15 protein-coding genes are annotated in these 19,329 nt (G+C 63.1%); 1 reads left to right on the top strand and 14 read right to left on the bottom strand.

Annotated features, from left to right (window positions below; translation table 11 throughout):
- Nucleotides 1-3: 3 nt before the first annotated feature.
- The 7 genes from PF049_13760 to PF049_13730 form a co-directional block, all read right to left on the bottom strand.
- On the bottom strand, nucleotides 4-369 hold the full coding sequence (locus PF049_13760; protein ID WBY18104.1) for a DUF3768 domain-containing protein: 366 nt from the start codon (nucleotides 367-369) through the stop codon (nucleotides 4-6).
- Nucleotides 362-1,264, bottom strand: a complete 903-nt coding sequence (locus PF049_13755) for a hypothetical protein (protein ID WBY18103.1) — start codon at nucleotides 1,262-1,264, stop codon at nucleotides 362-364. Before PF049_13755 ends, PF049_13760 begins: the two co-directional genes overlap by 8 nt.
- A complete protein-coding gene (locus tag PF049_13750) occupies nucleotides 1,261-2,931 on the bottom strand; it encodes an ATP-binding protein (GenBank protein WBY18102.1) in 1,671 nt (556 codons plus the stop codon). The genes PF049_13755 and PF049_13750 overlap by 4 nt, the downstream gene beginning before the upstream one ends.
- 1,256 nt (nucleotides 2,932-4,187) lie before the next feature.
- Nucleotides 4,188-5,381, bottom strand: coding sequence for a DUF87 domain-containing protein (locus PF049_13745; protein ID WBY18101.1), 1,194 nt, complete (start codon nucleotides 5,379-5,381; stop codon nucleotides 4,188-4,190).
- Between the two features lie 21 nt (nucleotides 5,382-5,402).
- Entirely contained in the window at nucleotides 5,403-6,494 is a 1,092-nt protein-coding gene (locus tag PF049_13740; protein ID WBY18100.1) for a phosphoadenosine phosphosulfate reductase family protein, read from the bottom strand.
- Nucleotides 6,491-7,126, bottom strand: coding sequence for a hypothetical protein (locus PF049_13735; GenBank protein WBY18099.1), 636 nt, complete (start codon nucleotides 7,124-7,126; stop codon nucleotides 6,491-6,493). The genes PF049_13740 and PF049_13735 overlap by 4 nt, the downstream gene beginning before the upstream one ends.
- Before the next feature lie 47 nt (nucleotides 7,127-7,173).
- Complete coding sequence (locus PF049_13730; protein ID WBY18098.1) at nucleotides 7,174-8,460, bottom strand: hypothetical protein; 1,287 nt, start codon at nucleotides 8,458-8,460, stop codon at nucleotides 7,174-7,176.
- A gap of 65 nt (nucleotides 8,461-8,525) precedes the next feature.
- On the opposite strand from PF049_13730, the gene PF049_13725 reads away from it, so the two are divergent.
- On the top strand, nucleotides 8,526-9,023 hold the full coding sequence (locus PF049_13725; protein WBY18097.1) for a hypothetical protein: 498 nt from the start codon (nucleotides 8,526-8,528) through the stop codon (nucleotides 9,021-9,023).
- Between the two features lie 217 nt (nucleotides 9,024-9,240).
- Here the strand turns inward: PF049_13725 and PF049_13720 are convergent, their stop codons facing one another.
- From PF049_13720 to PF049_13690, 7 genes are all read right to left on the bottom strand, one after another.
- Nucleotides 9,241-9,861, bottom strand: coding sequence for a hypothetical protein (locus PF049_13720; GenBank protein ID WBY18096.1), 621 nt, complete (start codon nucleotides 9,859-9,861; stop codon nucleotides 9,241-9,243).
- 11 nt (nucleotides 9,862-9,872) lie between these two features.
- Nucleotides 9,873-10,514, bottom strand: a complete 642-nt coding sequence (locus PF049_13715; protein WBY18095.1) for a hypothetical protein — start codon at nucleotides 10,512-10,514, stop codon at nucleotides 9,873-9,875.
- Nucleotides 10,515-10,561: 47 nt separating this feature from the next.
- A complete protein-coding gene (locus tag PF049_13710; GenBank protein WBY18094.1) occupies nucleotides 10,562-10,954 on the bottom strand; it encodes a hypothetical protein in 393 nt (130 codons plus the stop codon).
- The gene (locus PF049_13705; GenBank protein ID WBY18093.1) at nucleotides 10,923-11,861 is read right to left on the bottom strand and encodes a zincin-like metallopeptidase domain-containing protein; all 939 of its coding nucleotides are present in this window, start codon (nucleotides 11,859-11,861) and stop codon (nucleotides 10,923-10,925) included. The genes PF049_13710 and PF049_13705 overlap by 32 nt, the downstream gene beginning before the upstream one ends.
- An 80-nt stretch (nucleotides 11,862-11,941) precedes the next feature.
- Nucleotides 11,942-14,017: a ParB/RepB/Spo0J family partition protein gene (locus PF049_13700; GenBank protein WBY18092.1), complete on the bottom strand. Its 2,076-nt coding sequence runs from the start codon at nucleotides 14,015-14,017 to the stop codon at nucleotides 11,942-11,944.
- A gap of 93 nt (nucleotides 14,018-14,110) precedes the next feature.
- A complete protein-coding gene (locus tag PF049_13695) occupies nucleotides 14,111-18,223 on the bottom strand; it encodes a strawberry notch family protein (protein ID WBY18152.1) in 4,113 nt (1,370 codons plus the stop codon).
- A gap of 172 nt (nucleotides 18,224-18,395) precedes the next feature.
- Nucleotides 18,396-19,235, bottom strand: a complete 840-nt coding sequence (locus PF049_13690) for a toprim domain-containing protein (GenBank protein WBY18091.1) — start codon at nucleotides 19,233-19,235, stop codon at nucleotides 18,396-18,398.
- Between the last annotated feature and the right edge of the window lie 94 nt (nucleotides 19,236-19,329).

Raw genomic sequence — 19,329 nt, 5'->3', positions numbered from 1 at the left:
GGCTCAATAATCCTCCGGTTTCATGAGCGTGATCGCACGCCGCGTCTCGGCTGCATTCGCTGGATCTTCGGAACCGTACTCGAATGCGGCGTCGTAGTAGTCGATTTTCATCATCACGCGGATTCCGTCGACCTCGAACCAGGCCATGTCTCTCTCGGGGGAATCGTCCGAAAAGGTGCAGCTACGCATCGCTTTCATGACACGCGCTTGCGCCAGGATGTCGTTGCGGCGGCTCCCGTCGCTGAGGCTGTCGAGCAGATTGAGCGTGAAGATGGTGCGGGCGGTTCGATCGAGGCCGAGCCTCGCGCGATCGTTGAGCTCGGCTACGCGTTCCGTGTTCGAAGCAGTCGGTTCGAGTGTGTCAGGCATGATGGGTCTCCTTGCCGTGAAAGCGGTCGAGCCAGCTCGACATCGGTTCGCGTGTTTCCAGGGGCTGCTGCGCGGCCCGTTCCTGAAAGGCGACGAGGTCCGGAGGCGCGGTCTCGATGATCCTGTCGATCTCGGCGGAGTCGAGAAGGCCTTCGTCGCGGATGAAATCGGTCATCCGTCCCGGTCTTGTCCGGGTCGATTTTCGCCAAAGGCCTTCGACGGTCTTCAGGCGGGGGGCCGCCCGCGCTTCGATGAGTACGATCGTTCGCAGCCATTCGGTCGATAGGCTGCGAACCTCGTCGGGTTTCATGGCCGTGCAGAACACGCACGACGATTTCGGTGGCACAGGGAGACCGGCCTCGATGATCCGGTTAGCGCAGGCGGTGCGATCCCAACCCCATTCCCGAAGCGGATATCGGTTGTCGAACAGCGGATCGTCGATCGTCTTTGCGTGCGCGTATCGCTGCCCGTCTCGCGGCGAGGCGTCATAGCCGATGTAGCGGATGACCTTTTTGCCCTGCGCCCATGCCTCGATCGCGGGTTGCCAGGCCTTGATGAAGGCCTCCTGCGGCGCCGCCTTGTATTTGAGCGAGCAGCTATGCCGCCCGAAGGCGATCGAGGGCAGGCATCCATTGGTCAGAAGCGATTCCGTGAGGTCGCGGTAGGGCGGCCAGTTCTTGAAACGCTTGGCCTCGTAGCGCACGACCTCGTAGGCGATGGAGCGCTCCGCCATCCATCGGCGCATGATTTCCTGAAATGCGTAGGTCTCTGTCTTCTCGGCTCCGGTGTCGGCGGTCAAAACGAGATCGGGTGCCTCGCCGCGACTTTCCAGCTCGACCAGCAAGGCCGTACTGTCGATGCCAACCCCGTAGCACAACACGCGTGGCGAGCTCATGTCGCTTGCTCTTGATCGCAGACCGTCACGTCGATCGGGCTGTCGTGCGTGAAGGCGATCGTCACTTTCTTGCCTTTGGGCAGGGTCCACATGATACGTGCGATCGCGTCGCGGAATTGGGAGGCGATGGCGGCATCCTCGCCTATGAGGATGCGATAGGCGAGTTCGCGAGCGTCGCGGAGAAACCGGTCGTGCTGCGTGTCCCAGCTATCGGCGTCTGAATCGTTCCAGGCGGAAAAGCAGGCATTGTCGAGGAGATCGACCAGCCCTTCGGGCTGGAGGGCTTCCGAGGCTACATAGGCGATCGTCACGTCCTCGATCCCGTCGGAGCAGCATCCGTCGGGGAAGGTGAGAACGATATCGGCCTCGATGCGCTCCCGGGCGGCGCCATCGCATCCCTGGTCATCGATCGCGTATTCGAGATGAATCTCCTGCGCGATGGTAACGGCAGCGAGGGGCGGATCGGCGGCGATGGAGTCCACGGTGTGGATCGCGGCATCGGTGCGAACGATGAAGGTCGGATCGCGCATTTCGCGTAGCGCGTCGTACCAGCTGTAGCCTTCGAAGCGGGAGTTGCGGTCGACGAGCTTGGAACGGATGGGCGTGCCGCGAAGCGCGCGTGCAATTATCTGGCCAAAATGCGCTTCGTGCGCTTCCATGAGAAATTCATCGCCGGTGATGGTCCGGCGCTCGCCGGCCTCGGTCCCGGTGTCATTGTCGGCGATGTCGGGCTCCCATGCGGTGAGAGCGGCTTCGGCCTCAGCAAGCGGGATTCCTAGTGAGGCCGCCCTGGTGTAGCTCTCGAAGCTGAGGCTGTGCGATTTCTGCGCGGCGATCGCGCGATAGCAGGCGACCTCACAGGCGGCCTTGAGGGCCGTCAAACCGGCGTTTTCGACGAATTCCTTCCGCGCCGGCAGGACGAGCTGAAGTTCGGGCGTATGCCCGATATCGATGCGGGCATGGATCTCCTGTCTGCCGACCTGCGCCACCTCGAAAAGGCGAGTGAAGACGGTGACGCCGTGGAAGTTCACGGTCGGGGTCCGGTAATAAGGCCGGCCATGAAAGATGCCGATCCGGCTGCCGTTCCAGTCCTCGACATGGATGGCGCCGCTCAGGAAGTCCTTTCGAGGCATGTCCCTGCCGGCGAACCGGACGGGGATCGGAAAATACTGCGAGGCTTCCCTGACGGCGTTCTCGACCGATCCTTCGCAAGTGCCCGGCAGGAGGAACGAGATCGAAGTGCCCTTCCGCCGTTCGGAGCCATCCACGGCGATCTCGACGTCTCCGGTCCATGCGTCGGCAGGGATCGCGATCCGCCAGGCAGAACCTGTCGAATCCGATCTGGACTCGATCACCGTTGCTTTGCCGGCAAGGCTGAAGACGCCCATGCCTGCGGGATCCTCGCCGCTGGCGATTTGGGCGTCCCAACGCGATGCGCCGAGCGCTAGAACGCGGGACGGATCGTCAATCCCGCAACCGTCGTCGTCGATGCTAATTCGCAAGCCGTTTTCTTGAGGCGTCGCGTCGACGTTGACGGCGCTCGCGCTGGCCCTGCGGGCGTTCTGCAGCAGCTCGTTCAGGATGTCGCTCAGCGAGCCGTTGAACAGTCGTGTGACCTTCCCGATCGTCTCGGGGCTCACGCTTGCGCGAATGGGTTCGTACTTCACCAGGTTCCTCCTTGTCTGATTGATTCCCGGCATCCCCTCCCCCTCCCCCTTCATCGAGCGCCAGAATGGTCTCGATCGATGGCGCCGGAGTAGTTCTGGGGCGGCGGCCGAAATGCAGGCCGTGCTTCGTCGCGAATTTCGAGACGGACATGGGCTTTCGGCCCAAGGCCCCCGCGAGATCGGCGATGGCGATTTCGTTCTCGTAGGCGAGCTGGAGCGCGCGCAGTTCGTCATCGGACCAGGGCCGGATGTAGCCGTGGACGAGACCCAGCACGTTTGCGCGGGTTGAGATCGCCAGTTTGGAACGTCCCAGCAATCTGGCCAGCGCCGCGTTCGACATGGTCCCGTAATGCGCCTTCAGGCTGGCTATATCGGCGTCAGTCCAGTCCGGGCCGCCCCGAAACCCGTTCTTCGCGCTGTGGCTTCCTGTGAGACCTAGATGCTCCGCGCGCCACTTGATCGAATGCCGCGTTCGTCCGAGCCGTGTTCGTAGCGGTGTGAGGCTTGCTCCTGTCGCGTAGGCCTTCCGGAGGAGCGCATCTTCCTCTGGCAACCATGCCCGGCCCCAGCCCCTCGTATAGCCGGCGGCGCGGATCTTCGGGCCGAAGCCGGCCTTGGTCCTGCGGGGGAAGCCCTCGCCCACCATGGTCTCGATGGCGTCGCCATAGGCAATGCCGGTGTCGAGGAGTTCGAGGGCGCGACAGATTTCCGGTTCGGTCCATCCCACGGGGTTGTTGGGGTGTTTCAGCCCGAGTTTGGATGCGCGCGAAGCCGTTCCGCTGACGGGCCGGCCGATGATCGCTGCGATCCGGGAGACGTCGGTCGCGCGTGTGTATCCGGCGCGCAGCTGGGCATCCTCCCATTCCGTCCATTCGGGCGGTTGCGGTTCTGTCAGCTCGAGGATCTGTGCCCGGACATAGACCGCGCTGCAGCTTCGCCCGAGGTCGCGGGCTATCGTGGCGGTCGCTTCGTTGCCGTAGCGCCGTGCGAGTTCGGCATCGTCAAGCTCGGTCCATTCCTTGGTGGAATTGCGCCGCAAACCGAGTTCGTGGATCTTAGACCTGACCGAATGCAGCGGTCGGACGAGATGTTCGGAGATGGCCGGGAGGGGTTCGTCGGCGCCGAACAGGTCTTTCAGCGCGTCCGTTTCCTGCGGTGTCCAGGCATCGTGCCGGAAAGGCATTTCGCGCAGCGGCTGCGCCGCGTGCCCGGAAGTGCCAGGCACGAAGGGGGCCAGTTCGACGACATCGAAGTCGTCATGCGAGAGCGACGAGGTCGACATTGGCGTTCTTTTGCCGCAGCCGGGCCGAGAGGCGCGCTATGCGTGTGTCGTCGCGGTGGGTGGTCTCGATCGCGCCGATCGCCGACAGTGTGTCGAGCGCATCGTGGATGTCTTCGCGCGCGCGTCCTGTATGGGCCGAGAGGTCGGTACAGGTCGTCGCGTTGGGAGAGATCTTTGCAAGCGCCTGGACCGTGGTTATCGCGAGAGTCGCGGCGGGATCGAGGAGGAAGGCATCGAGAGCCCTCGTCCCCTTGAGCGTCAGCCTGCTCTTCTCGGGTTGCGTCAGTGTGCGCATCGCGTCGAGTGCCAGAAGGCTTTCGGCCTCCTCGGCGCTGTGATCGGCCGAGCCGATGAGTTGAGGGGTCGCACCGGTATGCTTTGTGATGGTCGGATCGATCTTCGCGAGCATGGCGCTGGCTTCCAGGGCCGGTCCCATCGCATAGAATTCTCCCGGTGCAAGCGTGCGCAGCTTGTCCGCGTCTTTGGTTGAAAAGCCGAGGAAATCCGCTGCGCGCTTCACGTCCCTGTCGAACACGTTCAGGCCGACAAGGAAGTTCAGGAGTTCGCTGGTCACGGATGCGCTGAGCTTGGCGAGCCGCTGCGTCGCGACGATGGTCGCGAGACCTCTCTTCCGCCCGCGCGAACACAAGTCAGTTAAGGTGGCGACACCGAGGCGCCTTGTCTCGGCGTCTTGCGCGCGCCCGGCAAGGTGGGGTGCCAGGAGGTGTCCCTCGTCGATGCAGACCAGCATTGTGTTCGACCACAGGTCGCTAGGGGTGCTCATCAGTCCCGCGAAGAACGCCGCAGCCTTGATGATGCGCTGTTCCGGATCGAGGTCGGACAGGTCGATGTGAAGTGGGATGCGATGTTCGCGCGCGCGCAGCGCTGCGGCGCCGAGACCTTCTGCGGTGATCTCGGTTCCCTTGATCGTGGTCGCGCCGATATGCGCAGCGAGGTTCCCGAACTCGGCTTCCGGATCGACAATGACCGTAGTCATGAACTCGAAGGCTTCTTCGATAATCCGCCTCAGGGTCGCGCTCTTTCCGGCGCCGCTGGTTCCCTGGATCAGCAATCGACCCGCAAGGAGGCGGTCTAGATCGAGTTCGAGCGTGCCCGCGTAATGTCGGCCTATCGGGACGCGGTTTGCGTTGTGGGAAGGTGTTTTCATGATTGCCTCCATGATGTCGAATCAGGCCGCTTTGGCGGCATGGAGTTCGGCGAAGCGCTCGCGGATCATCGCCGGGCCCGGCCAGTGGTCTGTGAGGCCGTGGGTCGAGGTCATCTCGCTTCGGACGCGATGAATCGTTTGGGCTTCCTCGAGATCGGGAACCCGGGGCGGCCAGCCCTTCGTGAACCGCAGGTCGGGAGGTAATCCAGCCTCTAAATCGCGCCTTCGATCGCCCATTCGCTTGGCATTCGCTACGTCTGTGGACAGCTGTGGGCCGAGCAGGTGCGGACTGACGTCGGCGAGCCAGCGTCCAGGTTGGAAGGAGAAGCCGGAACGGGCTTCGATCCCGACGATCGCGCGATAGGCGGGGTGGTTTCCTTCGCAGGTGGAGGAGACCACGAGGTTGTTCAGCCCGGCGAGCACGCAATAGCTGCAGCTGAGCCGGTCCGCGCCGCGGCCATAGGCCTCGTGAAGCGGAATGGCACGCATGGCGTGATAGGCGAAGACGTCGCGTGCGGACCATTCGACGATCGGATGCCAGGTCAGCATGGTTGTTCCGGCCCTGTTGCCGACGGGGGCGAAGCGAAGGTCGGGCTTGCTGATCGGCGCTTTGGCCCTGGCGGGACTTTCCTCGCGCCGGATTCCGACGATCGAAATGATGGTTTCGCCTGCGAAGCGTTTCCTGATTTCGGCACCGATCGGCTGAACCTTGGCTTCGCCTGTGCAGAAGCGAAGCTTAGCTGACGAGAAAGGTGAGACGAGCTGGTAGGTCTCCAGGTTTTCGTAGCGGCGAAGCGAACTCTGCCAGCGTTGCTCCCATCGTTGGATCAGACCCCCGGCCTTGCGCCTGACAATGGAGAGGTCGACTCCGAGCATGGCTGCGATCGTCTCGACGAAGCCTGGAGGGGATGGCCATTCGATCAGGCCGAGATCGGCATGAATGGCGTGACGGCGATCACGCGGGTGTCCGATCCGGTCGAGATGCGCTTCAACGGCGAAGGCGGCCGCGCTCGAATCCTTTCCGCCCGAGAGGCTGTAGACGACGTGCGCGCCGGAGCGCAGGGCGGATGCGATTGTGTCGTCGTTCGCGACGGCCATTCCCTGCGAGTTCATGCCAGCCTCTTCGGCCGAAGCTCTGCCGGGGGATCGATGATCTCGTGGGGAACCGAAGCCAGCACAGTGACTTCGCCGCGTTGAGAATAGGCCTGCTTGTCGACCAGCGCGCAGACTTCGTCATCGCCGTAGGTCGGACGCCCGAGATGATTTACGGACACGAGCCGGCGTGCGATCACGCCGACCTTTCCTTCCGGAACCCATTCGGCCCAGTCTCCCCAGGCACTCGTCGTACAGTATTCGCCTATCGCGGCTTCGTAGGCGGCGCGCGTGCGCAGGACGTGGGACTCGTTCGGTGGGACGGTCTCTCCGGTATGTGCGGCGTAACGATCGGGGTGCCAGCACCGGGCCGTGTCGCGGACGAGTTGCAGGAAATCTGCAGTGCAGGTTTTCTGCATTGCAAGCTCCCGCTCGAAGGCGAGGTAGACTAGGGCCCAGTTCGCGTCTTCTTCGTATACGGGAGCGTCGAGCCGCAGGGCATCGGGCATGGCGGTCTGCCGGGCGTCAGAGAGGAGGAGCCCGCCGTGGCTGGCGGTCATTACAGACCAGATGCCGGGAGCCAGCTGATCGGCCTGCTGGACCGGTCCCCAAGGCGAGGTTTCCGGCCGGGGCGTGGATGCAAACAGGGACATGAGCGAAACCTCCTTTTGGTTCGCTCAATCCCCTCCCCCTCCCCCTCTCAGCTTATGATTTGTCTCGCGTGATCGGCGATGACGTCCGCTGTTATGTCGCTCAGCGGCAGTGCGACGACCGGGCCGATTTCGAGGAGCCGGTCGTGCTCAATCCCGCGAAGTTCCAGATATCCGCTGTCGGCGGACTGGAGAACCTGCAGGGCGAAGGTGATCTGTCGCCCCGATGCCTGATGCTTCACTGCAACGAGGAAATCGGGCCTCGCCGATCCGTGTTCGGTTTCGATGTCGAACAAGATCTTTTTCACCGCCATGCGGATGCCGTCACGTCGGAGGGTGTATTGCGCTTTCTGGAGTCCCCGGAGAACGTCCCGGTCGTGGTCGCGCTCCGTCGGGACGAACTGGTTGCCGGTGAAGACAGGCTGTGCATAGGCCCGCAAGGCGCGGTAGCCTTCACGCTTGCTGTGTTCGCCGACGACAGCGAGGACGAGGAAGGGTGGCTGGACCTCGGCGCGGATGATGCCTGTATGCTGGATGCGGTTGCGGATCTCCACGGTGCCGAGGCCGGTCACGATCTCGCTGCTGGTCACTTGGTTGGCTTCGAGAAGGAGAAACGCTTGCGGCGCGAATTCCTCGGGCCAGTCCTTCTCCGCTTCGCGCAGGCGGGCGTGGACGACGTGCTTTTCGTATTCGATGGCCGTCGTGTAGAAATGGTTCACGAGCCGGACGCCGGGAGCGATGTTGAACTGTCCGGCGACCTCGCGCAGGCGCCGCATCTCGGCGCTTATGGAGCCGTCGCGTGGACCCTCTGGCGGGAGCTCGCGCAGGACGTTTGAGCGCGCACGCTCAAGCAGCAGCCAGAGCAGTTTGCCGAGCCGCGGAATGGCGACGCCGCGAGACCTGTCGTCGGGCTCGCTTGCATCGGGCTTCTGGGCAAGTTTTTCTGGCGCTTTCTGGTGAGCGATGAACAGGCCTTTGGGCTGTTCAATCTCGTAGAGAGCGTCGTTGCCGGTTTCGCGGATACGCTGCGGTGCCTGCGGCATGTAGAACGGGCATTTGGGATTGTGCCCCGGGCGAGCCGTCAGGCGGCGCAGATAATAGGTTTCCTGGAAGCTGAGATATGCTGGGCTCATGATGGGTGGCGAACGGTCCTGCGCCAGGCAGTCGCACGCGAGCCACTTGCCGTTCTCGCGCGAGGTGACGACGAGAGATACGGACGCTCTGTGGTCCGCATCGTCGCCCTTCCCTGTATACCAGCGTATCAGCGCGTCCTTGAGACCGTCGCTGATCGCGACGCGACCCGTCAGGCCGCTGGTGTCCTTGGGTATGAGCCACATGATCTAAACCGGTTGACGGGCCTCTTTGTTCACTCTATGTTCATCGCTTAGAGGAGTTTTGCGTGATGAACAAGGCATTCGCGGTTGGTCGGTTCGATCTGGATATCGCGCTGCGCGATGCATCGCTCGACGAGCTCAATCGCGCCACACGGCGGTCGCTGGCGAACGCCTCGATCGGCGTCGAGGCTTTCGACGCGTACCATTCGGCTCGTGAGCTCTTCGAAACGCTCGAGGCGGTGCATGAAGGTCAGCGCGGAGCGAAGCGGAAGCTCACCCAGGTCCTTTCCTGCGAATGCGATGATTATCAGCGCTGCCTCTATTACACGCTTGCCGGGCGCGGCGTGCTGCAGATGCTGGACGATCTCGAATGGCTGATCGACCTCCTGAAGGCGCGTTGCGAGATCTCCGCTTCCTTGTTCCGCTCGGGCACCTTGCCCTCGGTACAGATCAACCCCTACGTGTCGGCCGAACCCGACGGGCCAGTTCCGCCGCGCGAAGGCGATTTCGAGCAGGGAGCTTCCTGGTTTCTCGATCCCGCCCTGGGCGGCGAGATCGGCGAGTAGTCAGAGCAGTATCACCTGCAATTCGAAAGTTGCCGGGTCATGGCCATGCGAGGGTGTGACGCGCAGGGGCTGCAGCGGACAATCGGTGCGCATGACGGCGTGATCTTCCCCGGTAGCTTCCGATAGCCGGAGCGCCAGCCTCTCGGCGTTGCTTCGGCCGCACAGTCGATGGCGCCGGGGATCGAGGCGATCTTGTTCCATTTCGGAGACTTCCGTTTCAGGCGGCGGGGAAGAAGGTCTTCGCGACCTTCGGTTCGCGGACGATCTCGAACCGCCGTTCGAGAAGGCGGGAAATCTTGAAGCGGCCGCGTCCGTCGGCAAGGGTCAGGACGGTTTTCTGTCCATCCCTCCGGAACCGGAATTCGCGGTGTTCGCTGCCGTCTGTGAATTTCATGGCCTCGGGGAAGCGGATGAGATCCCCATCGGCGATGCGCCGTTCCTTGAGCGCCAGCATCCGGTAGCAGCGCCTGCGCCAATCGAGGGCGAAGGGATGCGAGGTCGTCGTCAAGAGCGCGAGGACGCTCCGCGGGCAGCTCGCTTCGCAGGGACCCATGTCTTCGTCCATGTCCTTGTAGCCGAAGATGTGGCCATCGCTGGCGCGCGTATTCCAGCGGACCAGACAGATGATCGCGGTCACGTAGATCCGCTTGCCGTTCTCGTCGTAGCGTTCGGCCGCGGCATAGTAGGTGTTTCCCGAATAGACACTCTTGAGCACCCGAAGTCCCTGGAAGGGCGTATCGCCTTCAGCTTTGCGTTCGTAGGTGAGCTGGGCGTCGAGATAGGCCTTGGGGGTCTCGTGCCCACCCATGGCCATCCGCGTCATCGTAAGCCATCCCATGTCGTGTTCCTTCAGATGAGCCCGGCCTGTGCCGGGGCGGGAAGTTTGAGTTCTCGGGCGATCCGCTTGGCGAGACCGGGTATGTCGCGAAGCACCGTGATGGGTGCCTTGCGCAGCGTCGCGCCAGGTGGTTTCCAGTGCGGATTACGCCAGGCGACGCCCGACTCCCCGAAGCGTTCGGGCGAGATCCTGACGAACAGGCCCTTCGATTCCAGCGTGTGGTCTCCGGCGAGAGATTCTTGCGGCGTCGTGTATCCGAGGCGATAATCGCTGTGGGCGATCCCCAGCTCGAATGCGATCATGCGCAGGGTCCGGGACCCTTCGCGCCGGTAGTGCCGGAGCTCCTCCTGCCGATAGTCGAGACCGCGGCGCACCAGCGCCACGATCGCGGGTGAATGCTTGAGATCGCTGAGCCGGTCGAGGCATCGCTGCCGCAGCTCGGCATCCTCGTGGCGCCGACCGGCTTGCTCTCCGTCGGCGATCCGCGAGAGGTGCCGGGTGAGCAGAAGCACGGCGGGGCAGCCGGCCGCCGGGATGCCTGCGAGGCGGGCGTCGTCTATCGCCTCGTTCAGTGCGCGAACCGCAGTCTCGTATGTGGTCAACCCGTCGGGTTCGAGCGCGCGGCGATAGCGGTAGTCGATGTCGCAGGTCATGGGGCTTCCCTTCCATTGCAGATGCAATGGCCCCCTTCCCCCTCCCCTCAATGCAGCGCTTTGGAATGCGCCGTCAGGGAGTTCCCCGGTATGGGCTCGTAGGCGATCGGCTTCAGAAATGCCTCTGGGGCGACCTGTTCGAGGATCCGCCCAATCGCGGAGAACGAGACCCCCGGACCTTCGGTCGAGATCACGACCAGGGAACCGCCCTGTTCCTGTCCGGATAGGGTCCAACCAACAGGCCCTTCGCCCAGCAGGCTATTTAGGACGTCACCGGGTTCTCTGGCTGGAAAGTTGAGCACCATCCTTTCCCTGAGTGCTGGTCCAATGAGAACCCGCTCGCCATCGACGAGGTCGGTCGCGTACTGGTGGAGCTGCGCGAGGCGCACGACCGCTTCCAGACCCGGCTCAAGCGTAAGCTTGAAGTGCAGCCGCCTCATGGCCCACCTCCTTTGCTTCGCTGTCGTAGCCGGAGAATTCAGCCAGAAAGGTGAATGCCTGGTCGGCCTTCGCGGCGGCGGTGATGATCGCGCTCTTGTCCGACTTCAGGATGTCGAGCCAATGGCCGATATAGCTGGCGTGACTTTCGTGGAGATCGGCCGGAAGCCCGAGTTCGTAGCAGATTCGTGCCGAGATCTGCTCGGCTACGAGTTCCTCGAACGCATAGCTCTTGTCGCCGAAGCGCTTGCCGAACGTGCGCGCGAGCCTGTTGGGATGTCCCGTCCAGTGTCCGGTTTCGTGAGCGAGCGTTGCGGCTAGGCCGTCCTCGTTCACGAAGCTGTGGCGGTGCGGCATCTGGATGAAGTCGCCGCCCGGAGAATAGAACGCCCGGTCACCGCCATAGCGAACCTCGCTCGGAATGGGCGCGAAGAACGCCGCGATCGCCGCCGCCTTTTGCGATGGTGTCGGCGGCGCTTCGGGTACGGGGTCGGGATAGAAATGGACCGGCAACCCGTCGATTTGCGAGGCGTTGAAGACGGAATAGGCGCGCATGAAGCGGATCGTGCGCGAGGATTCCTCGCCGGTGGAGCGATCGACCTCGGTTTTCTTGGTCGTGTTGAAATAGATGCTCGGTTCGGCGCTCTCGCCGCGGCGAACCTGCCCGCCGAGCTCTTGAGCTTGCCGATATGTCATCCAATAGCGCGATTGATATCCCATCGCGTCCGCAACGGCCCACAGGTACAGGCGGTTGATGCCGGTGTATGGCACGCCGTTGGCGCGCAGCGGCGCACCGCCAGCGCCTGTCTTCTTCCATGGGCGCCGCCAGGGCAGCGTGCCCTCCTCGATCTTTCTGATGATGAGGTTCGTGATGTCCTGCGCGACGTCGCGCTTGGGGGAGCGTTTCATGAAGTATCTCCGGGCATGAAAAAGACCCGGCCGCTCGAGTGGAGCGACCGGGCCAGTGCATCAGGAGGTTGGCGACGCCCTCAGGCGTCCACCGCCGCTTCTTCGTCGACGTCTTCGGGTTCCTCGGCAGTTTTGCCGTCGTCCGTATCGGCGAGGTCGTCATCGCCGTCCGGCTCGATCGGCGCCTCGCATTGATCGAGGTCACCGGTGGAGATCTCGAACTTCATCGCTTCGGGCAACCACGCGAGAGCGCGTTCCTTGACATCCTCTTCGACGATCGCGTCGCCGGAGAAGAGTTTCTCGCACGTCCTTGAAAGATCGGCTTTCTTGGATGCCGCGTACCGTGCCGCCAGTTCGGAGCCGCCGATATCGGTGAGGGCCGCGAGGCAGGACGTCTTGTTGATGCGGTCGAAGAGGTTCTGCGAAGTCGGGCGCCACATTGCGGCGACGTCGACGTCGAGAATGCTGCCGAGGACCGAGTGGATCGGATGATACTCCGAATTGTAGCCCTTCTTCGCTTCCAGCGAGACTGCGACCACGTAGGAGAGCCATGCGGCCTTGGCCTCGTCGTCGAGTTCGCGGAAGGCGAGGAATCGCTGGGCGACCTCCTTGGGCTCATGCCACGCCTTGTCGAGCGCATCTTCGGCCGCGGCGAGGATCCCTTCGGCCGCCGACTGCGGGATATCGCCGTAGGCGGGGTCCTGCGGCTTGCCCGCCTTGAGCGAGGTGCCCTTGCTCTCGTAGCTGCGATCGTCGCACAAGGCGAAGATGGCGTAGTCGAGCGCGAGACCCGGGTCGCCGAGGAGCGAGGCGGCGAGGATGTTCCGGCGTTGGACGGACAGTTCGTCGAACAGCTTCGCGCTGATCGGCTTCTCACCGCCCGGCGCGACTGCTTCGGGAGTCGACGGGCGTCCGGCCTGACTGCTCGTGCCGCCGCGGGTCGGCGCGTCCTCGCTGGTGGCGGTGACGTTGCCGTCCTCGTCCTGCTCGAAGCTGAGCCGTTTCTCGCTGTAGTAGTCGCTCTCCAGCACCATCTCGCCCTTGTTGGTGAGGATGAGGAAGCGACCGGCCTCGCCGCGCCATTCCTCGGGCAGCTCGCGCACGGGGTTGTTGAGATCGTCGCGTTCGTTCGAGAGCGTGTCGTATTCGATCTCGAGCTTGTCGAGATCCACCCCGTCCTCATCTTGGGCGCTTTCGTCCTCGAAGATGGCGTTGATGTCGTCCATGCGCGCGTCGATTTCGTCGATCCGCGTGCGGGCTTCCTCGGAGAGTGGTGCCGGTGGGAGGCGAACCGGGTTGACGCCGAGTTCGCTGCGAGCGCTCCATGAATTGGTGGCCGCCACGGGGTTGATCCAGGCGAGCCCCGTTTCTGCAGCGAGCCGTTCGGCTTCGGCTTCCATCTTGGTGGCGGCAAGCTGGTGGGCGATTTCGACATCGATCCAGCGATCGTCGGCCGCTTCGCTGAAGAGGTCGCGCTCGATCTTGCCACCCGCAGCCACATAGGCGTCCTCGCCGACGAGAAGCGCGATGGGATCGTTGCCGCGCAGCGAGCCATCGGCGATCATCCGGCGGATTGCGTCCGCACTGGGGTTCCACGCATGACGCATCTGCTCGAAGACGCGCAGCTGCACCTCATGCTGATCGGTTGCGGCATAGGCCTTGGCGAGGTCGAGCGTGATGTCGCCGGCGGCCAGCGCTTCGAAGATCGGTCCGGCCAGGTTGGCGAGGCGGAGGCGGCCGTCGACGAAACGCTGTGTGAGACCGAAGCGCTTTGCGACCGCGGCGGTGTCGCCGTCTTCCTTGATGAAATGCTGGAAGGCCTGGCATTCTTCGGCCGGCGTCATCTGCAGGCGCTGGAAGTTCTCGGCCAGCGACACTTCGCTCGCATTGTGTTCGCGGCGATCTATTACGAGGCAGGGAACCTCGAAGTCTGCGTCCATCGCGCCGCGTTCGACGATCTGGTGCATGGCGCGCATCCGCTTGCCGCCTCCGATCACCTCGAAGCGACCGCGCTTCTTTGCTTTTGCGACGATGAGGTTCTGCAGGACGCCGCGGGCCTCGATATCGAAGGACAGGCGTTCCTCGAACTCCGGATTGGGTCGCTTGCAGACATTGTCCTCGCTCTGGTCGAGCTTACTGAGCTGGATGAGTTGCATTGTCGTATCTCCTGATGGTCGACCGGCTATTCACCGGACACCATTCACCCTCCCCCTCCCCTTTCCTCGGTTCGAAGGTGCTCGTGCTCGTTGTCAGGAATGCTGGAAACCGAGCAGCGACTTGACGACGGGCTCCGGATTGTCCGCCGGGACGAAAACCCTGGTGCGGTAGGCGATGATCTCGGTGAAGCAGCCGATGCTCTTCAGCCATTCGATCTGGTCGGCAGGCGCTCCAGCTATTTCGATGCGAAGATCGCCAGCGACGCGAGAGCGCTTCAGCACCGCGCCGAACGGCTGCTCGATCGTGATGCTGCGGTTCTCACGCAGTGCTTTGACGACCGCTTCGTCCGTGAGCTTCACGCTCGAGTTCACGCCGAAGGCTTTCAGCACGTCGGCGACGTCGGTGTCGTAGACGATGCGTCCGAGCCAGCTGCGACCTTCGAGATCCACGATCCGGTTCACTTCGAGATAATCGCGCGGAAGGTTTGACCAGATGGGTAGCAGCAGGCCCGTGGCGAGATGGACCGTCTCGGTGTGCAGGCGGGATGCGCTGTCTTCGGATTCAGCCTCCCACAGCTTCGCGAAGCGGGGTTCGGCGCATTCTACCCACGCGGATTCTTCGAGGTCGCGCAGTTGGTGGTATTCACGCCGCAAAGGCCGGTGAAGGATCACGCGCTGGATGAGCTCGCCCTTCTCGGTCATGAAGTGGCGCGATGGTTCGCAGAGCGCGGCCTTGTCGCTCTTGGTATTGCGCATGAGGATGCAGCCATCGGACCATTCACGCCGCTCGAGCACCCTTTCCAGCGTAGTCGGCTGATACCGGGTTGTCAGATCGATGCGCAGCAGGTGCGAGGTTGCTCCGGTTCGTTCGTCGGTTCGGAGCACGATATCCTCGGCGACGCTGGCGCTTTCGACCTGGATGGTCTCGACCCCGACATCCAGCGTGCCGGCATCCCGGGCCGCGGATACGCGGGCTTCCACCAGAGCTAGGAACTCATCGAAGATCGCGTTCTGCATGGCGATCGGCAATGCCAGTATGCGGTTGAGCCAGCGCTGGATCGGAGGAAGGTCCTCTTCCAGTATTCCGTCGGCCGACGCGATCTTGAGACCGCTCCGCTTCTGGAAGTCGAGCAGCGTCGCGCTGGATAGCTTGCCCTCGGCCAGCAGTCCGAACCATGTCACGAGCGCCGCCTTGGCGTATTCGCTTTCGAGGTTGTCCGCGGGATCGAACAGGTTCTGCCCGCCCGTCTGGCGCTGGCCCCGGGTCAGGGCGCCCAGACTGTCGAGCCGGCGAGCGATTGTGCTGGTAAAGCGCAGCTCGCCCTTGCAGTTCGTGGTGACCGGACGAAAGAGCGGCGTTTCGGCCTGGTGCGTCCGGTGCGTTCGGCCCAGCCCCTGAATCGCGCGGTCGGCGCGCCAGCCCGGCTCCAGGAGGAAGTGAACGCGCTGGCGCTGATTTTTGGCATCGAGGCTGGCGTGATACGAACGACCCGTGCCGCCGGCGTCGCTGAACACGAGGATGTTCTTGCGCCCATCCATGAAGTGATCGGTTTCGGATTGGTTCGTGCGCGCCGAGCGTGTTTCGAGCTTCTGGCTGCCGTCTCCTTGGGTGATGAGTCGCTTCGTCCGTCCTGTCACTTCGGCGACCTTCTCGGTGCCATAATGTTCGATGATACTGTCGAGCGCGGGCTTGATGGGTGGCAGTGCGCAGAGGTGCTCGATGAGACGCTGCTTTTTCTCGATCGCCGCGGCATTGTGGACCGGGCGTCCCTCGTTGTCGAACATCGGCATCGAGCGTTCCTCGCCGGTGTCGTCGACGAAGACCTGCATCTGCTGTGTGGGGAATGCGCGCTCGAGATAGTCGATGACGTTTTCGCGCGGACTCAGGTCAAGGTCGAGTTCGGCCCGCTCTTCTGGCGATAGGCTATCGAGGCGGCGATCGAGAATGCTTTCTGCGGTAGACACGAGCTGGACGACGATGGCCTTGTCCTGGTCGACATGGTCGTTGATCGCCGCGATCAAGGTCGGCAGCTTCATTGAAAGCAGCACCTGGTTGAAGAAGCGCTGCTTGGCACCTTCGAAGCGCGAGCGCGCCGCAGCCTTCGCGCCGCTGTTCAGGGTATCGCCATCGAGGTCGTCGACGACGTTGGTAAGTGCCAATGCTTCTTCCATGTTCTGATGGATGATCGCCCAGGCGTCAGCGTAGGTGTCGTAGATGCCGATTTGCTGGTCTGTCAGATCGTGCTTCAGCACTTCGTATTCGACACCGGCGAAGCTGAGTGCGCGAGCCTGGTAAAGACCCAAAGCCTTCAGATCGCGCGAGACGAGTTCCATCGCGGCTATTCCGCCCGAACGGATCTGGCTGATGAAGTCCTCGCGGTTGGAGAAGGCAGTGCCGGGACCCCACAGGCCGAGACGAACGGCATAGGCCAGATTGTTCACGTCCGATGCTCCGGTGGCAGAGGCGTAAAGGACGCGGGCATCCGGGAGGTGGTTCTGAAGGAGAACGCCTGCGATACCCTGCAGCGACCCTGCCTTGGCACCGCGGGCACCCTCCCCGCCGGCGACGCCGCCCATTTCATGGCTCTCGTCGAATGCGATGACGCCTTCGAAGTCGGTGCCTGCCCAGTCGAGGAGTTGCTTCAGGCGGGTTGCGTCCTGGCGCTGGCTGCGCAGCGTCGGGTAGGTGACGAAAACGATGCCGTCGCGAAAAGGAAGTTCGTCATCGATCTTCCAGCTCGAAAGCGGTTGGATGTCCGCCGGAAGCCCGCCGATCGCGGACCAGTCGCGTCGGGCGTCTTCGAGAAGGCTTTCGTTCTTGGAGACCCAGATTGCCTGACGACGGCCCGCGAGCCAGTTGTCGAGGATGCAAGCGGCAACCTGCCGCCCCTTCCCCGCCCCGGTGCCATCGCCTAGGAAATAGCCCTTGCGATAGGCTCTGCCGTCTTCGGACAGCGAAAGCCCTACGCCTTCATCGGACGGGGTGAACTTGCCGGGGAGGAATTGCGTCCAGGCATTGCCGGCATAGATGATCGTCTCGAGCTGTGCCTCGGAGAGCTGTGCGTCTGTCAGGATGCGGTCGTGCAGACGCGGGACATAGTCCGGTACCGGGGCCGGAATCGAACCCATCGCGACGCTCTCGACCAGAGGCGTCGGGTGTTCGCGCGAGCCTTCGATATCGATGCGACTGGGCCGATAGGGAACGTAGACCCCTGATTGCGTACCGAGCGCGCGCGGGGCTTCAAGTTTGGTGTATTCCACGGGCACGATCTCGCGGACCGAGATCTTGCGGTCGACCCGCGGCGTCGTCCGCGGCTTGGCGCGCATCGACTTGAAGAGGCTGGTCGCCTTCGGCTTGGGCTGCGGGGGCACCGATGTGCGCTCGCAGAGAACCGTTGTTCGTTTTACGACGGGAAGACAGTCTGCAAGTTCGCGGACGGTATCGCGCGCGATAATCGATGGTTTCGAGTTCCCCGGCGTCTTGTCGATCACCATCAATCGCACGGCCACGCTGGTGCCCTGCTTGTGATAGCATTTCGCGAGCCTGGCGGAGGTCTGGACGGTGCAGTTCGCAAAGGTCTCCTCGTAGATTCGGATCATTTTGGCGCTGGTAGTGAACCAGTCGGGCATGATCGCCACTACCCGGCCGCCGGGACTGGCCTTCGAGAGCGCGGCCCGCAGATGGCGGAGCGCGGCGTATTCATCGACGCCTCTGCCCTGCGAACGGGAGAACGGCGGGTTCATGAGGATCAGCGTCGGCCGCAGTTCGGGCGCGGCCAGCGAAGTCAGCATGGCGCCGTCGAAGCCGGTGATGGTCGCGCCAGTGAAAAGGAGTTTCAGTTTCTCGCGCCGACGCCGATCGAGCTCGTTGAGGTGCAGTTCCTCGACGCTCGGCAACATGGTGACGAGTGAGCCGTGACCGGCACTCGGCTCGAGGACGATATCGCTGCTCCGAGGCTGCGCGGCGATCACGGCCAAGGCTGCCAGGTCCGCCGGAGTCGAAAACTGCTGGAAGCGGATCTGATCCTCGCTTCTGACGGTTTGGGTCGGGAGGGACTCGACCAGGTCGGAGATCGAAGGGATGTCCGCGCGCACGATGGGCCCAAGGCTGGTCAGGTGAAGTGCAAGCCCGGCTTCCAGAAGGTCGTAGGCATCGCGCTGGGTCCATGTCCCGTTCGCCGATGTGCAGCCGTGCAGCTCCTCCATCGTCTCGAAGAGTCTCTTTTTCGAAAGACACGCATTGCCGATATCAGCAGCCACGGTTTCGATCGCGTTTTTGAGGCGCTGTTCGGAAATGTCGAATAGGTCGGTCACGGTCTGCTCCTGATGCTGATCCGCAACCAATCCTCCCCCTCCCCTCCTCTGTTCTTCGAAGCCTTTATGCGCCGGCGTTTTCGTTGACCTCCGCCCAGTCGGCCGCGGCTCGTGGGGGCGGATCGCGAAGCACGCGGCGCTCCGGAGTCTCGTGCGCCGCGACGGCTGCAAGCGCCGCCAGCCTTCCTGCCCGGTTGTTGTCCTCGGCTATTACGAGAGTTGCCACCCCGTCCGGGATGCGGACCAGAGGCAATCGCTCGGCCCCCAGCGTGCTCCAGCACGGCGTGCCTTTCAGCTTCGTATAGGCGGCGGCATCCTCCATGCTTTCCGCCAGAGCGAGTGTGGTGCCCTTCATGATTGGCGACCAGGCCGCCATGCCCGGTCGTCCGAGCATGTATTTACCCTTATGTGACAGTCCTCCCGGACCGAGCGCGATGCGCTGGATGGCCTTGATCTTCGTCCCTTCCCGCACGGCCACAATCAGGGCCGGCCTGAACACGGCATTCGGCTTGCGGCCGAACGGGCATCGTGCGTGATAGCGCAAATCTCTCAAGGACTGAGGAAGGTTGCGTGATCGCAGATAGGCTTCTGCAAGCGTTCCTTTGATTTCGGTAGCCTGGTCCCAGATGCGCCGCGCATTCTGCGTCGATGCACCCGTTCGATACTCGGGCGTTGGCGAATTGAAGACCGGTCTGGTTCGTGAGAGTTCGCGAAGAACGTCTTCACTGCGACACCCGGCGAAGCAATGGACCAGTAGTCCGCGATTACCCTGCCGGATGGAAAGCGACGCCTTTTCGTCGGCATGGGCGGGACAGCGGCACATGGCATACGAACCGTGCCACCGCCCCTTCAAGCCGGCGACGAGATCAATGGTTTCCTTGGTAGGCTTGAGAGCGGTAAGCATGTGACATCAACCTTAAATCCATCCGCTCTCCCCCCTCCCCCTCCTCGGTCTAGGCGGCACTGAGGGGTTCGATATGGCAGGCCGGCCAGTCAGG

This window comes from Erythrobacteraceae bacterium WH01K (assembly GCA_027941995.1).
GTDB lineage: Bacteria > Pseudomonadota > Alphaproteobacteria > Sphingomonadales > Sphingomonadaceae > CAJXSN01.
This window is presented reverse-complemented; position numbering and strand designations above follow the sequence as displayed.